Origin of the sequence: Aquitalea pelogenes, assembly GCF_001515305.1 — a bacterium.
Taxonomy (GTDB): Bacteria; Pseudomonadota; Gammaproteobacteria; order Burkholderiales; family Chromobacteriaceae; genus Aquitalea; species Aquitalea pelogenes.
Genome location: NZ_LNQV01000026.1, coordinates 1 through 17,539 on the forward strand (window position 1 = coordinate 1; position 17,539 = coordinate 17,539).

At 60.4% G+C, this 17,539-nt stretch carries 17 protein-coding genes and 2 pseudogenes; 10 read left to right on the forward strand and 9 right to left on the reverse strand.

Annotated elements, in window-relative coordinates:
* Together AWT75_RS12230 and argS are read left to right on the forward strand one after the other, a co-directional pair.
* Positions 1-550 (forward strand): MBL fold metallo-hydrolase (locus tag AWT75_RS12230; protein ID WP_193394079.1); only part of this gene is annotated, 550 nt, incomplete at its 5' end.
* Positions 551-711: 161 nt separating this feature from the next.
* Positions 712-2,429 (forward strand): annotated as a pseudogene (gene argS, locus AWT75_RS12235) (arginine--tRNA ligase).
* A 72-nt stretch (positions 2,430-2,501) separates the two neighbouring features.
* Here the strand turns inward: argS and AWT75_RS12240 are convergent.
* The 6 genes and pseudogenes from AWT75_RS12240 to tyrS form a co-directional block, all read right to left on the reverse strand.
* Positions 2,502-4,289: an aminopeptidase P family protein gene (locus AWT75_RS12240; protein ID WP_420835423.1), complete on the reverse strand. Its 1,788-nt coding sequence runs from the start codon at positions 4,287-4,289 to the stop codon at positions 2,502-2,504.
* 172 nt (positions 4,290-4,461) lie between these two features.
* The gene (locus AWT75_RS12245) at positions 4,462-5,817 is read right to left on the reverse strand and encodes a DEAD/DEAH box helicase (RefSeq protein WP_045848663.1); all 1,356 of its coding nucleotides are present in this window, start codon (positions 5,815-5,817) and stop codon (positions 4,462-4,464) included.
* Positions 5,818-6,180: 363 nt separating this feature from the next.
* Positions 6,181-6,735, reverse strand: a pseudogene (locus AWT75_RS12250) (TIM barrel protein); the annotation flags it as partial.
* Between the two features lie 34 nt (positions 6,736-6,769).
* Entirely contained in the window at positions 6,770-6,967 is a 198-nt protein-coding gene (locus AWT75_RS22185) for a hypothetical protein (RefSeq protein WP_204377018.1), read from the reverse strand.
* Complete coding sequence (locus AWT75_RS12255; RefSeq protein ID WP_062789350.1) at positions 6,961-7,842, reverse strand: NAD(P)-dependent oxidoreductase; 882 nt, start codon at positions 7,840-7,842, stop codon at positions 6,961-6,963. Before AWT75_RS12255 ends, AWT75_RS22185 begins: the two co-directional genes overlap by 7 nt.
* 157 nt (positions 7,843-7,999) lie before the next feature.
* Positions 8,000-9,277 (reverse strand): tyrosine--tRNA ligase, encoded by a 1,278-nt coding sequence (tyrS, locus tag AWT75_RS12260; protein WP_062789351.1) that lies wholly within the window; start codon positions 9,275-9,277, stop codon positions 8,000-8,002.
* 277 nt (positions 9,278-9,554) lie between these two features.
* On the opposite strand from tyrS, the gene AWT75_RS12265 reads away from it, so the two are divergent.
* Entirely contained in the window at positions 9,555-10,208 is a 654-nt protein-coding gene (locus AWT75_RS12265) for a cytochrome b/b6 domain-containing protein (protein WP_062789352.1), read from the forward strand.
* Between the two features lie 76 nt (positions 10,209-10,284).
* Here AWT75_RS12265 and AWT75_RS12270 read toward each other — a convergent pair whose 3' ends face one another.
* Together AWT75_RS12270 and AWT75_RS12275 are read right to left on the reverse strand one after the other, a co-directional pair.
* Positions 10,285-10,722 carry a c-type cytochrome gene (locus AWT75_RS12270; protein WP_045848667.1) on the reverse strand — a complete coding sequence of 146 codons (438 nt, stop codon included), beginning with the start codon at positions 10,720-10,722 and terminating at the stop codon, positions 10,285-10,287.
* A 93-nt stretch (positions 10,723-10,815) separates the two neighbouring features.
* On the reverse strand, positions 10,816-11,256 hold the full coding sequence (locus AWT75_RS12275) for a c-type cytochrome (RefSeq protein ID WP_062789353.1): 441 nt from the start codon (positions 11,254-11,256) through the stop codon (positions 10,816-10,818).
* Positions 11,257-11,401: 145 nt separating this feature from the next.
* On the opposite strand from AWT75_RS12275, the gene AWT75_RS12280 reads away from it, so the two are divergent.
* The 6 genes from AWT75_RS12280 to AWT75_RS12305 are packed head-to-tail and all read left to right on the forward strand — an operon-like array spanning position 11,402 to position 15,493.
* Positions 11,402-11,836, forward strand: coding sequence for a Fur family transcriptional regulator (locus AWT75_RS12280; RefSeq protein ID WP_045848669.1), 435 nt, complete (start codon positions 11,402-11,404; stop codon positions 11,834-11,836).
* A complete protein-coding gene (locus tag AWT75_RS12285) occupies positions 11,824-12,750 on the forward strand; it encodes a CobW family GTP-binding protein (RefSeq protein WP_045848670.1) in 927 nt (308 codons plus the stop codon). The genes AWT75_RS12280 and AWT75_RS12285 overlap by 13 nt, the downstream gene beginning before the upstream one ends.
* 8 nt (positions 12,751-12,758) lie before the next feature.
* Entirely contained in the window at positions 12,759-12,980 is a 222-nt protein-coding gene (locus AWT75_RS21690) for a hypothetical protein (protein ID WP_062789354.1), read from the forward strand.
* Complete coding sequence (locus tag AWT75_RS12295) at positions 12,977-13,720, forward strand: metal ABC transporter ATP-binding protein (RefSeq protein ID WP_045848672.1); 744 nt, start codon at positions 12,977-12,979, stop codon at positions 13,718-13,720. Before AWT75_RS21690 ends, AWT75_RS12295 begins: the two co-directional genes overlap by 4 nt.
* Complete coding sequence (locus AWT75_RS12300; protein WP_045848673.1) at positions 13,720-14,595, forward strand: metal ABC transporter permease; 876 nt, start codon at positions 13,720-13,722, stop codon at positions 14,593-14,595. The genes AWT75_RS12295 and AWT75_RS12300 overlap by 1 nt, the downstream gene beginning before the upstream one ends.
* Before the next feature lie 10 nt (positions 14,596-14,605).
* Positions 14,606-15,493 (forward strand): metal ABC transporter substrate-binding protein, encoded by an 888-nt coding sequence (locus AWT75_RS12305; protein WP_062789355.1) that lies wholly within the window; start codon positions 14,606-14,608, stop codon positions 15,491-15,493.
* 49 nt (positions 15,494-15,542) lie between these two features.
* On the opposite strand, the gene AWT75_RS12310 is transcribed toward AWT75_RS12305, so the two are convergent.
* Complete coding sequence (locus AWT75_RS12310; protein ID WP_062789356.1) at positions 15,543-16,214, reverse strand: sulfite exporter TauE/SafE family protein; 672 nt, start codon at positions 16,212-16,214, stop codon at positions 15,543-15,545.
* A gap of 299 nt (positions 16,215-16,513) precedes the next feature.
* Between AWT75_RS12310 and AWT75_RS12315 the strand changes: the two genes are divergently transcribed.
* Positions 16,514-17,293: an enoyl-CoA hydratase gene (locus tag AWT75_RS12315; RefSeq protein ID WP_062789357.1), complete on the forward strand. Its 780-nt coding sequence runs from the start codon at positions 16,514-16,516 to the stop codon at positions 17,291-17,293.
* Positions 17,294-17,539: the final 246 nt, after the last annotated feature.

A 17,539-nucleotide genomic window follows, 5' to 3' on the forward strand; every position in this document is an offset into this window, starting at 1 on the left:
CGCCGCTGGCCGTTGTCCCGCTGGGCGTGGCGCGTGCCTTGCGGCGCGCGGTTCCCTCGCCCGGCGCATCATTCAGCTTGACTGGTGGCAGCAGCATCAGCACGGGGCGGTCCGTGTGCAACTTACCCCGGCACACCATTGGAGCAATCGCGGGCCATGGGGCGACCTGAACCGGGCCTTGTGGGGTGGTTTCCTGTTGCAAGGGGCAGGCTTGAAAATCTGGTTTCCCGGCGATACCGGTTATCAGGCGCAATTGTTTGATGAAGTCGGCCAGCGCATCGGGCCGGTGGATTTTGCCTTGCTGCCGATTGGTGCTTACGAGCCGCGCCATATCATGCGGCAGCAGCATGTGAATCCGGAGGAGGCGGTGCGCATCTTCCGGCAGGTGAAAGCCCGGAAGGCGTGGGCAGTGCATTGGGGGACTTTCATCCTGACTGATGAACCTATCCAGCAGCCTATGGCCGAGCTGGCCATGGCGCTGCGCGAGCAGGGCGTGTCTGCGCACGATTTCCAGTTACCCGCGATCGGGGAAACCATCTGGCTATCATAATCCGCCACGATCAGCTGCCGTTCGCCGCGCTTTGACGACTGTTATCCCGTTTTGCTGCGATGCAAACATTGCCCGTCAAGGCCTGGGGGCATACAATCGACACTGTTAAATTTTTCGAAAACGAAGGCGTTTTTTCGTTTTCACGGCAATATGGGGCAAGCATGACAATTTTGCAGTTGATCAATCAACGGGTACAGGCAGCACTGGCAGCTGCCGGTGCGCCGGACGCGCCGGCAGTGATCCAGCCGGCTTCCAAACCGGAATTCGGTGACTATCAGGCTAATGGTGTGATGGGTGCGGCCAAGGCGCTCAAGACCAATCCGCGTGAGCTGGCCCAGAAAGTAGTGGCCGCGCTGGACCTGCAAGGCATTGCCGACAAGGTGGAAATTGCCGGTCCGGGCTTCATCAACATTCATCTTGCCCCTGAATACCTCGCCCGTCGCAGCGAAGCAGCCCTGAAGGACGACAAGCTGGGCATCAGCCCGGTGACAGCCCAGCGCGTGATGGTGGAGTACTCCTCGCCCAACCTGGCCAAGGAAATGCACGTTGGCCACCTGCGCTCGTCGATTATTGGTGATGCACTGGCGCGGGTGATGGAATTCCTGGGTCACGATGTCGTGCGTGCCAACCACGTGGGCGACTGGGGTACCCAGTTCGGCATGCTGACCGCCTATCTGGTGGAAATCCGTCAGGCGGGTGACAACGCGCTGGAGCTTTCCGATCTGGAAACCTTCTACCGCAATGCCAAGGTGCGTTTTGACGAAAGCGAAGAGTTTGCCGACCGCGCCCGTGACTACGTGGTACGTCTGCAAGGTGGCGATGAAGAAGTGCTCAAGCTGTGGGCGCAGTTTGTCGACATTTCGCTCAAGCATTGCGAAGCGGTGTATCAAAAGCTGAATGTCGGCCTGAAGCGCGAGCATGTGCGCGGTGAGTCCGCCTATAACGACGACCTGCCGGTGATTGTGGAAGAGCTGCGTGCCGCAGGCTTGCTGAGCGAAAGCGAAGGCGCCGAGGTGGTGTTCCTGGAGGAATTCCGCACTCAGGACGACGAGCCGATGGGCGTGATCATCCGCAAGAAAGACGGCGGCTTCCTGTACACCACCACCGACCTGGGCGCAGTGCGCTACCGTCACAAGGTGCTGAATCTGGACCGCGTCATCTATGTGGTGGATGCGCGCCAGAGCCAGCACTTTGCCCAGATGTTCAGCATCTGCCGCAAGGCTGGTTTCGCCCCGGAAAGCATGAAGCTGGAACATATCGGCTTTGGCGTGATGATGGGCGACGACGGCAAGCCGTTCAAGACTCGCTCCGGCGGCACCGTCAAGCTGATCGAGCTGCTGGACGAGGCGGAAGAGCGTGCCTATGCGCTGGTGTCGGAAAAGAACCCGGAGCTGTCCGAGAACGAGAAGCGCGAAATCGCTGCGGCGGTGGGCATTGGTGCGGTGAAGTATGCCGACCTGTCCAAGAACCGCATGAGCGATTACATCTTCAACTGGGACACCATGCTGGCCTTTGAAGGCAATACCGCGCCGTATCTGCAATACGCCTACACTCGCGTGCAGAGCGTATTCCGCAAGGCGGAAAACGTGGACGCCAATGCGCCCATCGTGATTACCGAGCCGGCAGAAAAACATCTGGCTGCGGCACTGGCCCAGTTTGAAGACACGCTGTTGTCGGTGGCAGAAGGTTGCTACCCGCACTACCTGTCCAACTACCTGTACCAGATTGCCACGCTGTTCTCGCGCTTCTACGAAGCCTGCCCGATCCTGAAGAGCGAAGGCGATGTACGTGCCAGCCGCCTGCAACTGGCTGCGCTGACTGCCAGACCCTGCGCACCGGTCTGGACCTGCTGGGTATCAAGGTGCTGGAAGCGATGTAAGCCATTCTGTCTGGCTTGGCATGAAAAAACGCCCTGGATTCCAGGGCGTTTTTCATTGTGGGTTTGTCTTGCTCAGATGGCTTGGGTGGCGTGCAGCAGCCAGTCACGGGCAGCGCCTGTCACCAGTGGCAGCAGACGGCGTTGTACCTCGGCGTGGTAGTGATTCAGCCAGTCCACTTCCTGACGGGACAGCAGGCTGTGCTCGATGCAGCGGGTGTCGATCGGGCAGAGCGTCAGTGTTTCAAAGCGCAGGAAGTCGCCAAAGCCGTTTTTCTGTGCTGGCACATTCAATACCAGGTTCTCGATGCGCACCCCCCACTGGCCGGGGCGATAGATGCCCGGTTCCACCGAGGTGATCATGCCTTCCTGCATTGCCATGCTGGCATCCGGCAAGCTGCGCGAGATGGTTTGCGGGCCTTCATGCACATTGAGGAAATAACCCACGCCATGGCCGGTGCCGTGGCCGAAGTCGATATCGTGTTGCCACATCGGGGCGCGGGCCAGTGCATCCAGCATCGGCGACAGGGTGCCACGCGGGAAGTGGGCCATCGACAGATTGAGTGTGCCCTTGAGCACCAGGGTGAAGTCGCGCTTTTGTTCCGGGCTGGGCGTACCGACCGCCACCACGCGGGTGATGTCGGTGGTGCCGCCATGATACTGACCGCCGGAGTCGATCAGCAGCAGGCCGTCACCGGCAATGCTGGCATGGGCCTGTTCCGTGGCGCGGTAGTGCGGCAGGGCGCCGTTGGCATTGAAACCGGCAATGGTGGCAAAACTGGGTGAGACAAAGCCGGGGCGGCGGGCGCGGGCGGCGGTAATCTGCGCGTCGATGGTCAGTTCGGTGATGGCTTCGCGGTTGACCACCTGTTCGAACCAGGCGAAGAACTCGCACAGCGCAGCGCCATCCTGCTCCATGGTGTGGCGGATGTGTTCTGCCTCGGCGGCGGTCTTGCGGGCTTTCAGCAAGGTGCTGGGGTTGATGGCCTGCACGCGCGGCATGCTTTGCGGCATGGCCTGATGGAAACCCAGCGTGATGCGGCGCGGGTCCAGCAGCATGGTGCTGCTGTGGGGCAGGGAAGTCAGTACCGACTTGGCACTGTGGTAATCGGCCAGTTGCACGCCGTCGGCTGCCAGTTCGGCTTGCAGCTTGGCATCCACTTTCTTGCCATCAACAAACAGGGTGGTGCTGTCCGGGCCCAGCAGCAAGTGGCTGATGAACACCGGGTTGTAATTGACATCCGCACCGCGCAGGTTCATCAGCCAGGCAATATCGTCCAGCGTGGAAATGAAGTGGTAATCCGCGCCGTGCTGCCGCATGGCCTGTCGTACTGCGGCCAGTTTGTTCTGGCGGCTGGTGCTGGCAAACGGTGGCAGGTGCGGGTAGATGGCGACTTGCGGCAATGAGGGGCGGTCGCTCCAGATCTGCGCGGGTAAATCCAGCTCGGTGCGCAGGGCAATGCCGCGTGCGCTCAGGCTACTGTGCAGCGCATTGGCTGCGGCCAGGCTCAGTACGTCGCCTGCCACCGCTACGGTTTGTCCGGCTTGCAGGTTTTCTGCCAGCCAGTCCAGATGCTGGCTGCTGGCGGCGGTCTGGATTTTCATCAGGGCGATGCCGCTGCCGTCCAGCTCCTTGGCGGCCTGTTCCCAGTAACGGCTGTCTGCCCACAGTCCGGCCTGATCCTGCGTGACAATCAGCGTGCCCATCGAGCCGTGAAAACCGGACAGCCACTGCCGGGCCTGCCAGTAGGCGGGCAGGTATTCGGACAGATGCGGGTCGGAAGAGGGAATCAGGCAGGCAGCAATATGTTGTTGTTGCATGGCCTGGCGCAAGGCGGCCAGGCGCTGGGGAATGGTGAGCAGGGTAGTCATGCGTTATCCAGTGCTGTGTGTACAGCTATTCTGGTGCGCGCATGGCAGGCTGACAAGCGAGTTTATGCCGGGGTCGCCATGCATTTTGTGCATGCCTGAGACGGCAAGGCGCAAAAAAGGCGATCCGTGGATCGCCTTCTTGTCTTACTGAACGACTGGGTGCTTAGTCGGCACGCTGGGTGCTGCGCTGACCCTGACCGGCAGAGCGCGGGCCACGACGGTCGTAGCTGCCACCACCATTGCCACCGGTGCCACGGCCGTAGCCGCCTTCGCGACGTTCGCGGCCATAGCCGTTACCGTTGCCGCTACCGCCACGACGTTGGCCCTGGGCACCGTAGCCACCCGGCTTGCCATTGCGACGCGGGCCTTTCGGCGGACGACGGGTCGGTTCCATGCCTTCGATCACGCCTTCGGTGATCTGACGCTTCAGGTATTGTTCGATGCGGCGTACCTTGTGGAATTCTTTCGATTCCGCCAGGGTGATGGCAGTGCCGTCACGACCGGCACGACCGGTACGGCCGATACGGTGTACATAGTCTTCAGCCTGTTTCGGCAGGTCGAAGTTCACCACGTGGGTGATGGTGGGTACGTCGATACCGCGCGCAGCAACGTCGGTGGCCACCAGAATCTTGATACGACCGCGACGCAGGTCGTTCAGGGTGCGGTTACGCCAGCTTTGCGGCATGTCGCCATGCAGGCAGGCGGCGGAGTAGCCCTGGTCGGACAGCTTGTCAGCCAGTTCTTCGCTGTAAGCCTTGGTGGCGGAGAAGATCACGCACTGGTCAAAGCCGGACTCTTTCAGAATGTGATCCAGCAGGCGATGCTTGTGGTTCAGGTCGTCCGCGTACAGCAGGTGTTCTTCGATGGTGCCGCCGGAAGTTTCGGTACGGGCAATTTCGATACGCTGCGGTTCGCGGGTGATTTTTTCAGCCATGCGGCCAACGGTGCCATCCAGCGTAGCGGAGAACAGTACGGTCTGACGGCTTTCCGGAGTGGCCTTGACGATGGTTTCGATGTCTTCGATGAAGCCCATGTCCAGCATGCGGTCGGCTTCGTCCAGCACCAGCATTTCCAGGCGGGAGAAGTCAACACGGCCGGAGCGCATGTGGTCCATCAGACGGCCCGGAGTGGCCACGATCAGGTCGATCGGGCGGGACAGGGCGCGGGTCTGGTAGCCGAAGGAGGCGCCGCCAACCAGGCAGGCGGTACGCATCCAGCGCAGGTCCTTGCCGTATTCCAGGGCGTTCTTTTCCACCTGTTGCGCCAGTTCGCGGGTCGGGCACAGCACCAGAACGCGCGGGCCCTGGCCTTTGCCGGTGGAGCGCTCGGACAGCTTGGTCAGTGCTGGCAGCAGGAAGGCTGCGGTCTTGCCGCTACCGGTTTGAGCGGAAACCAGCAGGTCGCGGCCAGCAATGGCAGCAGGAATGGCTTCGGCTTGTACGCCGGTGGGGGTGTCGTAGCCGGCAGCTTCGAGTGCACGCAGGATGGTCGGGGCAACGCCCAGGTCGGAGAAATGCATAATGTCCTTTCAAACCGGAGTAGAGCCGGTGTCGCTTGGCCAGGAGATGTGGCGGTTAGCAGCCTCGTGTGAGGCTGTCGGTCATCGGCACCAACCTGTGCAAGCGGCGAACAGCAGTCCAGTCAAAAGAGACACTACGTGGACGAAGCCTGGAATATCGGTCAGGGACGATGAAGCATCACGCCGGCAGTTGCTGCATTGCTGCTGCTGAATCTGCCGGTGGAATTTGGAAATCAGAAGGGTTCGCACTGTACGGTAAAAAATAGCCGTTTGCAAGCCTTTTCTGCAAAATGGCCTGCTAAGTGATTGATTCCCTGTCAGGAGATGTGGCGGAAAATCAAAAATTGCAGCCGGCTGCAAGTTTCAGTGCCGCAGTGCAGCATCGTCCTGCTGGCCTGGCAGTGAGACCAGCCACCCCATGTCGCCGTTATTGTCACGGTATTCTGCGCCACTCCAGAAGGCATAAGGCAGTACCTTGATTTGACTGAACAAGCTGGCAAAGTCCAGCGCACCGCTGCCCGGTGCGCCACGGCCGGGGTAGTCGGCAAACTGCAAGTGGCCGATGCGTTGCCAGTGTTGTGCCAGCAAGGGGGACAGTGCTTCGCCCATGCTGGCCATGTGATAAAGGTCGATTTGCCAGAAAAGATCGGGGTGAGCGGGCAGTTGCTGCAATTCGGCCAGGGTACTCACCAGAAAACCGGGCATGTCGTGGCGGTTGATGGCCTCCACGGTGCAGCGGATGTGATGCTGGCCAAGCAGATCAGCAGCCATCAGCAGATTGGTATTGAGTGTGGACAGGGCCTGTGTGCGGCTGCAGCCTTCTGCCAGCCGTCCGGGCAGGATGTTCACCGCTTCCACGCCCAGTTGCGTGGCGTAATGCAGGCATTGCTGCAGGCCGCTGGCAAATTCTGCTTCCTTGCCGGCTGGCCGGCCAGCCCGGCGCCGCCTTGCATCAGGTCTCCGGCCGAGCGTTGATCAGTACCAGCTTCAGCTGATGCTGATTCAGCCAGCCTTGCAGCTGTTCCACCGTATGTTCATAGGGGAACTGGATTTCCACTGCAGTAAAACCGGCGGCGCGGGCGGCGGCAAAGCGCTCCGGCCACGGCAGGTGGCTGAACAGCATGCTGAGGTTGGCACAGAGTTTCAACATGGTCTGGTTTCCTGATGATGGTCCTGGTACAGATTGATGACGCTGCTGAGGTCGGCTGTGGCATGGCCTTGTGCGGCATGCAGGCGCATTAGCTGGCTGGCCAGCGCAGCCAGCGGGGTGGCGGACTGGCTTTGTTTTGATAGCTGACTGGCGTTGTCCAGATCCTTCAGCAGAGTGGCCACCTTCCACTGTACCGGCTCGGCCTGACGCGCTGCCATGCGCGGAGCGAGAATCTGCAAGGGAAGCGAATCGGCAAAGCCGCCAGCCAGCGCTGGTGCCAGCAGGCTGGCATCCACACCATTGTTTTCGGCCAGCGCCACGGCTTCGGCAATCAGCATGGCATTGGCGGCCACAATCAGCTGGTTACAGATTTTGGTCACCTGCCCGCTGCCGACATCGCCCATGCGGGTAATGCGCTGCGACAGCGGCTGCAGTGCCTGGCTGGCTCGGCGGATGTCCTCTGGACTGCCACCGGCCATGATCACCAGTGTGCCTTGTTCCGCCCCCCTTACCCCGCCGGATACCGGCGCATCCACCCAGCTGGCACCCTGTTGGCCAAGCTGCTCTGCGCAGCGGCGGGTGGTGTCGGGGTCGATGCTGGACAGGTCAATGATGAGCTGTCCGGCGCGCAAGACTGGAAGCAATTGCGCCACCACGCTTTGCACCGCAGCGGCATCGGCAATGCACAGCATGATGATGTCACTGGCACCCGCCAGTTCCACCAGCGATGTTGAGACTGACATGCTCTCGGCGCGGGCCTGTTCCAGCTTGTCCGGCGAACGGTTCCAGACGGTGAGCGGGAAGCCGGCAGCCTGCAGCCTGCGGCACATGGGCAGGCCCATCAGGCCCAGTCCGATAAAACCGATTCTTTCCATGGTGTCAGCCTTGCGTGGCGGAGGAGTGGGCAAAATTCTAGCGGCATGGCAGCCGTGGCGTCGAGCATTGGGATGTCGGCATGAAAAAACGGCCCGTCTGCATGTGCAGAAGCGGGCCGCCGTGGCATTGCCCGACAAAGCGGGCATCAGGCCGGAATCAGGCCTTCCATTCAATCAGCGCATAGTTCTTCTTGCCGCGCTTGAGCAGGCTGAAGCGACCGAACAGTCGGTCATCGGCGGTAAAGCGATGCTCGATGCTGTCTGCCTTGTTGCCGTTGATGCTGACCGCGCCACTCTGGATGAAGGTACGTGCCTCGCTCTTGGACTTGGCCAGGCCGCCATTGGCCACCGCGTCGATCAGGCTGTCCTCGGCCGCATTCAGCACGAAGTGCGGCAGGCCGTCCTGTGCCAGTTGGGCGAAGTCGTCTTCGGTCAGGCTGGACAGGTCGTTGCTGAACAGGCTGTGGGTGATTCGCTGGGCGGCGGCCAGGGCTGCCTTGCCGTGTACCAGTTCGGTCACTTGTTCGGCCAGGATGCGCTGGGCTTCCGGCTTGCCATCACGGGCCTTGTCGGCTTCTTCGATGGCGGCGATTTCCGCTACCGACAGGAAACTGAAGTAGCGCAGGAACTTGTACACGTCGGCATCGGCGGTACCCAGCCAGAACTGGTAGAAGGCGTAGGGTGAAGTCTTGCGCGCATCCAGCCAGATGGTGCCGGATTCGGTCTTGCCGAACTTGGTGCCATCGGACTTGGTGACCAGCGGCATGGTCAGGCCGAACACCTGCTGCTGGTTCAGGCGACGGGTGAGGTCGGTACCGGCGGTGATGTTGCCCCACTGGTCGGAACCGCCGATTTGCAGCTTGCAGCCCAGACGGCGGTTCAGCTCGGAAAAGTCATAACCCTGCAGCAGGCTGTAGGAGAACTCGGTGTAGGAAATGCCCTGATCGTCGCGGTTGATACGCTGTTGCACCGCTTCTTTCTTGATCATGGCGTTGACCGAGAAATGCTTGCCGATGTCGCGCAGGAATTCCAGTGCGCCCATGCCGCCAAACCAGTCGTAGTTATTGGCCATGACAGCGGCGTTATCGCCTTCGAAGGACAGGAAGGGCGAAACCTGGGCGCGGATTTTGTCCACCCAGCCTTCAATCACGTCCGGGGTGTTCAGCTTGCGTTCGGTGGCCTTGAAGCTGGGGTCGCCGATCATGCCGGTGGCACCGCCCACCAGGGCGATAGGGCGATGGCCCGCCAGCTGGAAGCGTTTGAGCATCAGAATGGGAACCAGGCTGCCGATGTGCAGGCTGTCAGCAGTCGGGTCGAATCCGCAATACAGGGTTACCTGTTCCTTGGCCAGTAGTTCGGACAAGGCGGCGGCGTCTGTGGTTTGCGCGATCAGGCCGCGGGCCTCCAGATCCTCGATCAGTGAAGCTTGGGTCATTACTTTCTCCAACTCAATGCGTGAAAACACAGCCGCAGCGGGCTGTCAGTGCGTTGGCCGTCTGTGGTCAGCCGTGCTTGGGCAAGCTGCGCTATCACGGACGGCGAAAGGGGTAATACTACCCGAAAACGGCCTGATCAGAATCCAATTCCGGCATTTTTCCGGCATTGTCCATACGGCTGGCCTTAGCAACAGTTCTTCAACACTTGGCAGTAGGCAGTAAGTGGGCAGCTGGTTAAACTGCGTGCTTTGCACTGTTTGCTGCACGAGGTTGCGCATGGAAAAGAGCATCAAGGTATGGGATTGGCCAACCCGCCTGTTTCACTGGAGCCTGGTTGTGCTGTTTGGCGGCATGTGGTTCACCGGCGAGCAGGGTGGCGACTGGTTGCAGTATCACATCTGGAGTGGCGAGGCGATTGCCGTGCTGCTGCTGTTCCGGCTGATCTGGGGCGTGATCGGTAGCGAAACCGCCCGTTTCAGCCAGTTTGTCAAAGGCCCGGCGGCCATTCGCGCCTATCTGCAAGGCAAGTGGACGCCGCGTCCCGGACATAATCCGCTGGGTGCGCTGATGGTGCTGGCCTTGCTGGCGGTGCTACTGGTGCAGGTAGGGAGTGGCCTGTTTGCCACCGACGTGGACAGCTACACTTTTGACGGCCCGCTGGCCCGGCTGATTTCGGGCGAGCTGTCCGAATCCGTCACCCGCTTTCACAAGCTGTTGTTCAACCTCATCCTGCTGCTGGTAGGCCTGCACATTGCTGCCATTGTGGCTTACCGTGTGATCAAGAAGCAGAACCTGGTGCGCGCCATGCTGACCGGCTGTCAGGCGGTCGATGGCCAGACGCCGGCTCCGTATTTCCGTGCCTGGCAGCTGGCCTTGCTGAGCCTGCTGTTGTCGGGTGGCGGGGTGTATCTGCTACTGACCCGCTTGTGAGCATGATCTTGTATCAACGAAAAAGCCCTGAGTTGTCAGGGCTTTTTGTTTTGCTGTCGTGTGGCTGGCTACAGATTCATTTTTCCGGGCCACGGAAACTGTCGTGACAGGCTTTGCAGCTTTGTGCCACCACGCCGTAGCTCTTCTTGATGCTGGCCAGGTCTCCATTGTGGGCGGTGCTGTCCAGGTCGTTGACGGCTTTCAGGAAGGTGTCGCGCGCAGCCTGGAACTTGGCCGGCTGGCTCCAGATTTCCGGCTTGGCGCGGCTCTTGCCATCAATGCTGTTAGCCGGGAAATGATTGAACGGTTCGGCAGAAACCTGCTTCAGGCTGTCGGCCATGGCAATGAATTTTGCCTTGTTGTAAGGGTCGCGGTCGCGTACCACCATGCCCATCGGCTCGAAGGCACGCAGGATTTTCTTGAAGCTCTGGGTGCGGATTTCCGCCGGAGAGTCGGCCATGGCGGCAGGAATGGCTAGGGCAGCCAGCAGCAGGGCAGTAACAGTGTGTTTCATGGATTCTGTGTCGGGGTGATGTTGGCAAGATGGATTGCAGGTGCGCGCCAGAATGCAAGCCCTGGCCGCACCTGCGACAGGTGGAAAATTCTATCAGTCTTTACGGAAGGCGTCGTGACAGGCCTTGCAGGTCTTCTGAACCGCGGCGAACTGGTTCTTGATGCTGGCGGTGTCACCGGCTGCCGCAACTTGCTTCAGCTTGGCGGTCTCTGCCTTGAAGGCATCTGTCGCCTTGGTCCATTCGGCGGGCTTGCTCCAGATTTCGGCCTTGGCTTCGGTCTTTTTGGCGGTTTGACCACTGGCGGTGCCAGCCGGGAAGTGCTGCCACGGTTGCTGGGCGACTTCATCCAGATGGGCAGCCAGCTTGCTGAATTCGTCCTTGTTGATGGCATCGCTCTTCACCATCTTGCCCATGGCACCGGCGTCTTTCTTGAACTGCTTGAAAATGTCCTGACGGGCGGATACCGGATCGGTGGCGGCGAAGGCAGAGCTGGCCAGAACGGCGCAAAGGCTGAGCATGAGGGCTTTTTTCATGTGAACTCCTTTGAAGGTTGCAAGCTGCTACAGGGGATAACGCAGGCTAACACGGACGGATGACAGACAATACCCACTGAGTGTTAATGGTTGTATTGTCGTGATGTTATACAGTAACATTCGCCATCGTTAACAGGAGTCGTCAATGAACCGCACGGATTACATCCAGGCCGCCGAAGCGCATTGCGAGCGCCGTGGCTGCAAGCTGACCGCCTTGCGCCGTCAGGTGCTGGAGCTGGTGCTGCGCCATCAGGGCGTGGTGAAGGCTTATCAGGTGCTGGCCGATTTGCAAAAGGAACGCGGCATTGCCGCCCCGCCTACCGTATACCGCGCGCTGGACTTTCTGGTGGAGCAGGGCCTGTTGCACCGGGTGGATGCCTTGAACGGCTTTGTTGTCTGTGACCATTTCGAGTGTCAGCACGAAAGCATGATTCTGGTATGTGAAACCTGCGGCAAGGTGCAGGAAGTCGACGTGATGGCGGCACTGGCCGGCTTGCACGATGTGGCAGACGCCGCCGATTTTACCCTGAGCCGCCAGAACCTGACGCTGACCGGACTTTGCAAGGCATGCCGCATATGAAAAAAACCATTGTCAATCTGTTTACCGGCTTTCTGGGCGTGGGCAAGACCACGGCCCTGCGTCATCTGATTGCTACTCGTCCGGCCAGTGAAAAGTGGGCGGTCATCGTCAATGAATTCGGTGAAGTGGGCATCGACGGTGCCGCGCTGATGAACGACGACCTGCCGGTGGCGGAAATCGCCGGTGGCTGCCTGTGCTGCGTGGCCGGTCCGCAAATGACCACCACCGTGGCTACCTTGCTGCGACGCGAGCGGCCGGACCGCCTGCTGATCGAGGCCAGCGGTCTTGCCCATGCTGCCGGGGTGATCGACGAGTTACGCGCCAAGCCCTTGGGCGATGCGCTGGAAGTGGGCGCGGTGCTGACGCTGGTGGACCCGCGCCAGTTTGTCAGCCCGGACTACCTGCGTCAGCCGCTGTACCGCGACCAGGTGGCCATTGCCGACGTGCTGGTGGCCAACAAGATCGACATGGCCGACGTGGAAACCCTGCAAGCCTTCCATGCACAGGCGGGCAAGCTGTTTCCACCCAAATCGGTGATTGCCGAAGTGCGGGATGGCCTGGTGGATGTGCAATGGCTGGATGCCGCCGTCACCGTCAAGCCGCGCTACCGGCCAGCCATTCCGGCTGATAGTGGCAATGGCTGGGATTCCGCCGGCTGGACCTTCCCGCCGGAGCAGTCCTTCAGCGGCGAACAACTGACCGACTTTTTTGACCGGCTGCCCAAGCTGGTGCCCGGACTGGTGCGCGCCAAGGGCGTGTTCAAGGTGCTGGACAGCTGGGTGTGGCTGAACTGGGCCGAAGGGCAGTGGGGAGCCAGTCAGGTGTCCTGGCGGCGTGACAGCCGCTTCGAGCTGATTGCGCCAGCCCTGGATAACGCCGCGGTCGAGGCCGCGCTGCAAGCCTGCTTCGAGTAAATCAAACAATGAAACATCAACATTCTTCACCCGATGACCATGCGCATCTGCATGAGCATGCCCATGGCCATCAGCATGGTGCCGCCCCGCACCAGCACCTGACTGCCGCCAACCTGCGTCCCCCCATCAGCCTGCTGGCCATGTCGGCCTGGCAACGGCTGGCCCTGGTGGCGCTGGTGCTGGCCGTGTTGTGGGCGGTGGTGCTGTGGGCATTGCAGGAGGTGGCATGAAGGTCGCACTGGATAATCTGACGGTGTCTTACCAGCGCCATCCGGCCGTGCATCATGTCTCGGGCAGCTTTGTCACGGGCGATGCCACGGCCATCTTCGGCCCCAATGGCGCGGGTAAAAGCACCTTGCTCAAAGCCATGATCGGCGCGCTCAAGCCCGATTCCGGCCATGCCCGGCTGGATGGCTTTGTCCGTCAGGACATTGCCTACCTGCCGCAGCAGTCGGAAATCGACCGCTCCTTGCCGGTCAGCGTGCTCGACCTGGTGGCCACCGGCCTGTGGCACCGTACCGGGCCGTTTGGCCGGGTAGGGCGTGCCGGCCTTGGCCAGGCCATGGATGCACTGGAACAAGTGGGCCTGGCCGACTTTGCCACCCGCTCCATTTCGGCGCTGTCCAGCGGGCAATTCCAGCGCGTACTGTTCGCCCGCATCCTGCTGCAGGATGCGCGGCTGATCCTGCTGGACGAGCCATTCACCGCCATGGATGCCAAAACCACCTTCGACCTGCTGGAACTGGTGCGGCGCTGGAAGGAAGAAGGCCGCACCATCATTGCGGTTCTGCACGACTACGAGCAGGTACGTGCCTATTTCCCGCACACGCTGCTCTTGGCGCGTGAAGTGGTGGCCTGGGGTCGTACCGAGCAGGTACTGACCGATGCCAATCTGAAACGGGCGGTGGATACGGCCGCCCACTGGCAAGACCGTGCCGCGGTGTGTCAGGTCGATGGAGTCAATGCCTGATGCAACACCTTTACGATGTACTGATTGCACCTTTTGTCGACTTTGCCTTCATGCGCCGGGCGCTGGCCGGCTGCCTGGCCCTGTCGCTGGGCAGCGGCCCCATCGGCCTGTTCCTGGTGATGCGCCGCATGAGCCTGATGGGGGATGCCATGAGCCATGCCGTGCTGCCCGGCGCTGCCGTCGGCTTCATGCTGGCCGGCCTCAGCCTGCCGGCCATGAGTCTGGGTGGCTTTGTTGCCGGTGTGCTGGTGGCGGTGCTGGCGGGCCTTGCCACGCGCTTTGCCGGTATCAAGGAAGATGCCAGCTTTGCGGCGTTCTACCTGTTGTCACTGGCCATCGGCGTGCTGCTGGTGTCCAAGAGCGGCAGCAATGTGGACCTGATGCACATCCTGTTCGGTTCGGTGCTGGCGGTGGACGACGCTGCCTTGTATCTGGTGGGTGGTGTTGCTTCGGTCACCCTGATCACCCTGGCCTTTATCTATCGCCCGATGTTGCTGGAAAGCCTGGATCCGGTGTTCCTGCGCTCGGTAGGCGCGCGCGGTGGCCTGTGGCACATGGCCTTCCTGATGCTGGTGGTGCTGAACCTGGTATCCGGCTTTCAGGCACTGGGTACGCTGATGGCGGTGGGCCTGATGATGCTGCCCGCCATTACCGCCCGGCTGTGGTCGGAAACGGTGGAAGGCATGCTGGTGATGGCAGTAAGCGTGGCCTTTGGCAGTGGTCTGGCCGGCCTGTTGTTGTCCTATCACTTCGAGCTGCCTTCCGGCCCCGCCATCATTCTGGTGGCCGGCTTGTTCTACCTCTTTTCCCTGCTGTTCGCTCCGGCGGGCGGTGCCTTGCCGCGCTATATCCGCGCGCGGCATTTTGAATCCTGAGGAGTTCGGTGTGAAAAAAAGTCTGTTGAGCCTGTTGCTGCTGGGTTTGCCCATGGCGGCCATGGCGGCAAAGCTGCCGGTTGTTGCCAGTTTCAGCATTGTGGCGGACATGACCCGTGAAATCGGTGGCCAGCGGGTGGATGTGGTATCGCTGGTAGGGCCGGATCAGGACGCCCACGTGTTTCAACCTTCCCCGGCCGATGTGAAGGCGCTGTCGGCGTCCCGTGTGTTTGTCACCAACGGGCTGGGGCTGGAAGGCTGGATGGGTCGGCTCACCAAGGCATCCGCCTACAAGGGGGTGATGGTGGAAGCCGGCAAGGGAATCAAGACCCGCATGGCACCGGAGGAAGAGGGCGAAGCGCATGGCCACGATGTGGTGGATCCGCATGCCTGGCACGACCCGCAACGGGTGCAGGTGTACATCCGCAATATCACTGCCGCGCTGATCAAGGCCGATCCGCAAGGCAAGGATGAATACAATCGTCGTGCGGCTGACTTTTCGGCCCGGGTGAAGCAGGAAGATGACTGGGCGGCCAGGCAGTTTGCCGCCGTGCCGCAGGCCAAGCGCAAGATGCTGACTTCGCACGATGCCTTTGGCTACTTTGGTGAGCGTTATGGCATCAAGATGCTGGCCATCCAGGGCGTGAGCACCGAAGCAGAAGCATCGGCCAAGGGCGTGGCGCAGTTGGTGAAACAGGTCCGTCAGGAAAAGGTGAATGCGGTGTTCATGGAAAACATGACCGACAAGCGCCTGCTGGAACAACTGACCCGCGAAGCCAAGGTCAGGATTGGCGGCGAATTGTATGCCGATGCCCTGTCCAAGCCCAATGGCCCGGCCAGCAGTTATCTCAAGCTGTTCCACCACAATGTGGAAACCATCATGCAGTCCTTCCGCTAAACTGCGCGAGGCATCCTAAAGCCGCCCCGATCACACCGGGCGGCTTTTTTCATGCCTGCATTGCCAGTAGCAGCAAGCGGGTCAGCCCCATGCCTGCCACCAGCAAGCCCGCCAGCAAACGCACCGGCTTGCGCTGGATGAACTGGCGCAGCGTGTCGGCAAACACCCCCATCAGCAACAAATTGGGCAGCGTGCCCAGGCCGAATGCCAGCATCAGCAGGCCGCCTTGCAAGGCCTTGCCGCTGGCCAGTGCTGACAGCGAGGCGCTATACACCAGGCCGCATGGCAACCAGCCCCACAGCATGCCGGCCAACAAGGCGGCTTTGGCACTGCGGATGGGCAGCAGGCGGGCGAGCAAGGGTTGCAGTTTGCTCCAAACCGGACGGCCGATTTTTTCCAGGGTGGTAATGGCGCTGGAGAGCCCGGCCAGATACAGGCCCATGGCAATCAGCATCAGGTTGGCCAGTACCAGCAAGGCCATTTGTGCCGGTCGGGTGGCAATCAGGCTCAAGCCGGCTTCAGCCAGGCCACCCAGCAACACGCCTGCGCTGACATAACTGAGCAAGCGCCCGCTGTTGTACGACAGCATGATTTGCCAGCGTTGCTGCCCGGCAGGCAGATTCAGGGTCAGCGCCGTCACAATGCCGCCGCACATCCCCATGCAATGTCCGCCACCCAGCAGGCCGGCCAGGAAAATCACCCAGAAACCCGTTTCTAACATGCGACAACCTGTTGCTTAAATCCCTATTCTACCAGAGGGCTTGTTAGCTCGGCTTGCCTGATTTTTAAGCAAATTGTGACAATGTAATAGTAAAAAAAAGCCAAATTCTGTTTGGCATTGAGGAGGAATGCCAGCTAGAAAAAAAGTACGGGGAAACGGTTATTCGCGCTGGAAAAAGGCGGGCCAAGCCCTGAGAATGCTCATTCTTTCCTGCCGTAATCGGGGAGGCCACAAATAAAAAGGCCAAACGGACAGGTGCTGCAATGTGTAACGACCCACAAAGAAACTGAGGAAACTACATGGCCAAGTATTTGACGCTCGAACATCTGGGCCAGTCTGCAATCATCACGATCAACAATCCTCCCGCCAATGTGTGGACCATCGACAGCCTGCATGAACTGGCTACCGTAATGGCCAAGCTGCAAGCGGACAGCTCGGTGCGCGCAGTGGTGATCACCGGGGCTGGAGATGCTTTCTTCTGTGCTGGCGCTGATCTGAATCTGTTCAGCAAGGGTAGCAAGCAGGATGTAGCCGAAATGCTGGACGCCTTTACCGCCGCATTTGCAGCGCTGCGCAACTATTCAGGCGTGACGGTTGCCGCCATCAACGGTTATGCCCTGGGCGGCGGGCTGGAATGCGCGCTGATGTGTGACTACATGGTGGTGGAACGCGGCGCCAGGCTGGGTTTGCCGGAAGCCCGGGTTGGCCTGTTGCCGGCCGGTGGTGGCAGCAAGACGCTGGCCGACAAGGTAGGTGTGTCCTGGGCCAAGCGCATTCTATTGGGTGGCGAGATCCTGAGTGCGGAAAAGGCTTATGAAATAGGTCTGGTGGAAGAAATTGTCGATCCGGGTTTTGCCAAGATCATGGCAGTAAGCCTGGCGGGCAAGGTGGCGAATCAGGCGCCGCAGGCGGTGGCACGTGCGCGCCAGCTGATTGAAGCCAGTGCTGGTGCCACGCTGGAAGAGCACCTGCAACGGGAACGCGAGGCCTTGCTGTCCCTGATCGGGGAAGAAGAGCAGCTGGAAGGGGTGTCGGCCTTTCTGGGCAAGCGGTCCCCAAGCTGGGCAGACGAAGATTGATACTGATTTGTCGATGGAAGTAGACCATGAAACAGCCGGGCGAGTCCCGGCTGTTTTATTGTCCGAAGCGGCTGTTGAACGGCAGTGATGTGTCGGGGCTGAGGTGTTTGCCAAGCTGGTTGTGATTCACAATTTCCTGATTTGCAGAGAAGAAAACTGGAACTTTGGTCAGTACCGTCTGATTTTCATGTTGTTGATAATTATTATCAATCAAAAAGTAAGTATTGATTGTTTTTTTAATTGATC

Bases quoted from the DNA above. Each gene is read 5' to 3' on its own strand.
- AWT75_RS12245 (WP_045848663.1), bottom strand. From the start codon at position 5,817: ATGCATTTCTCCGACCTGGGCGTTGCCCCGACCATCCTGCGTGCACTC.
- AWT75_RS22185 (WP_204377018.1), bottom strand. From the start codon at position 6,967: ATGTTGAAACTCTGTGCCAACCTCAGCATGCTGTTCAGCCACCTGCCG.
- AWT75_RS12255 (WP_062789350.1), bottom strand. From the start codon at position 7,842: ATGGAAAGAATCGGTTTTATCGGACTGGGCCTGATGGGCCTGCCCATG.
- tyrS (WP_062789351.1), bottom strand. From the start codon at position 9,277: ATGACCCAAGCTTCACTGATCGAGGATCTGGAGGCCCGCGGCCTGATC.
- AWT75_RS12265 (WP_062789352.1), top strand. From the start codon at position 9,555: ATGGAAAAGAGCATCAAGGTATGGGATTGGCCAACCCGCCTGTTTCAC.
- AWT75_RS12270 (WP_045848667.1), bottom strand. From the start codon at position 10,722: ATGAAACACACTGTTACTGCCCTGCTGCTGGCTGCCCTAGCCATTCCT.
- AWT75_RS12275 (WP_062789353.1), bottom strand. From the start codon at position 11,256: ATGAAAAAAGCCCTCATGCTCAGCCTTTGCGCCGTTCTGGCCAGCTCT.
- AWT75_RS12280 (WP_045848669.1), top strand. From the start codon at position 11,402: ATGAACCGCACGGATTACATCCAGGCCGCCGAAGCGCATTGCGAGCGC.
- AWT75_RS12285 (WP_045848670.1), top strand. From the start codon at position 11,824: ATGCCGCATATGAAAAAAACCATTGTCAATCTGTTTACCGGCTTTCTG.
- AWT75_RS21690 (WP_062789354.1), top strand. From the start codon at position 12,759: ATGAAACATCAACATTCTTCACCCGATGACCATGCGCATCTGCATGAG.
- AWT75_RS12295 (WP_045848672.1), top strand. From the start codon at position 12,977: ATGAAGGTCGCACTGGATAATCTGACGGTGTCTTACCAGCGCCATCCG.
- AWT75_RS12300 (WP_045848673.1), top strand. From the start codon at position 13,720: ATGCAACACCTTTACGATGTACTGATTGCACCTTTTGTCGACTTTGCC.
- AWT75_RS12310 (WP_062789356.1), bottom strand. From the start codon at position 16,214: ATGTTAGAAACGGGTTTCTGGGTGATTTTCCTGGCCGGCCTGCTGGGT.
- AWT75_RS12315 (WP_062789357.1), top strand. From the start codon at position 16,514: ATGGCCAAGTATTTGACGCTCGAACATCTGGGCCAGTCTGCAATCATC.